The following is a 1,230-nucleotide window of genomic DNA, read 5'->3' on the forward strand; positions in this document are numbered from 1 at the left end:
GCTACGAACGCAAAGCCGACCACTTCCTCGCCTTCACCAGCATCGCCTGCACCCTCATCTGCTACCGAAGACTGGCCAAATGAGATGACGTCTAATAGGCGGGGCAGGGCGGGACTGGGTGCGGTCCCTTGCGGCGGCCAGCTCAGTCCCGGGTGTGTTCGCGGGCATCGGGTTGACCGGCCCGGGGGTGGCCCGCCCCTCAAGTGCCCTTCGAGCACGGGCGGGCAGAAGAGATGCCCTTCGGGCAGGTCCTCCGCTCCCGGGCCCCTTTGAGGGCGCTTCGCGCCGGGGCCGCCCCTGCGGGGCAAGGGAAGACAACCAGGGGGCGGCTGGCCCCCAGGGCCAAGCGCCCCCGGGTAGGACCGTCTAGGGCCCCTGTGGGGATTCCTGGGTGCCGTTTGAGGGCTAGGGTCGGGCCCCGGCCGGTGACGTGTGGTCAGTGCGCGGCCGCGTCCGGGCCCGTGCCGAGCTGGCGGCGGCCGGGGGAGCGGGGCGCCCCCTCGGGCCCCTCGGCGGCCGTTTGCGGCGCTTCGGCCGGCTCGGCGGCGAGTCGGGCTCGGCGGCCGGCCGTGGGCTGTGCTGGGGGAGTTGCGGGGCGCGGGCCGGTGCCCAGGGCGCGGCGTTCGATCATCCGGCTAGTCTCCCGGCTCGGCACCGGGGTTCGGACCACCTAGGGAGCAGTTCACATGACCAGGGACGAAAAGCAGTCCGTAATCATGCAGGCGATTGATGCGTATCTCGCGGAAGTCGATACCGACGAAGCGGATTTGGACTTCGACGATTTGGCATGGGCGATTGTCCACGCATTGAGCGTTGCGGAGAAATCCTAAAGAGCCTGAATGTGTGGCTGGCTGGGGGAGGGGTGAGCGGGGCGGGGTGGCGCTCTCGATTCCCGCCTAGGGGGTGTCCTGTGGTTCTGCCATTGGTACATGCTGCATCAGGTGATGCAGCAGGGTCCGGGATGTTACACAGTGCATCACGCCCTGCCCCCGCCCGTGGTCCTGCTCTCAGGGGTCCAGGCGGTGCCTGGACCCCTGTCCCACGGTCCCGCAGTCAGGGGTCTGCCCAAGCCCCGCTGCCCCCTTCCCTGTTGCCAGCCGCCCGCGTAGCGGGCCCCGGGCCGGGGAGCGCAGCGACCGGGCCCGCTCTGGACTGCGCAGCAGGCCAGAAGCCTGGAGCGCAGCGGAAGGCCTCACCTCCCGCGCGGAGCGCGGGAGGTGACCATGGGTC

General features: G+C 70.5%; 2 protein-coding genes. One reads left to right on the plus strand and one right to left on the minus strand.

Translation table 11 applies throughout. The annotated features are described in order from the left end of the window. Nucleotides 1-436: 436 nt before the first annotated feature. Nucleotides 437-631: a hypothetical protein gene (locus tag AB0F18_RS39290; RefSeq protein ID WP_362070358.1), complete on the minus strand. Its 195-nt coding sequence runs from the start codon at nt 629-631 to the stop codon at nt 437-439. A 55-nt stretch (nt 632-686) separates the two neighbouring features. Between AB0F18_RS39290 and AB0F18_RS39295 the strand changes: the two genes are divergently transcribed. Beyond that, nucleotides 687-830, plus strand: a complete 144-nt coding sequence (locus AB0F18_RS39295; RefSeq protein ID WP_362070361.1) for a hypothetical protein — start codon at nt 687-689, stop codon at nt 828-830. The last annotated feature ends 400 nt before the right edge of the window (nt 831-1,230 follow it).

This window comes from Streptomyces sp. NPDC029216 (genome assembly GCF_040648015.1).
Taxonomy (GTDB): domain Bacteria; phylum Actinomycetota; class Actinomycetes; order Streptomycetales; family Streptomycetaceae; genus Streptomyces.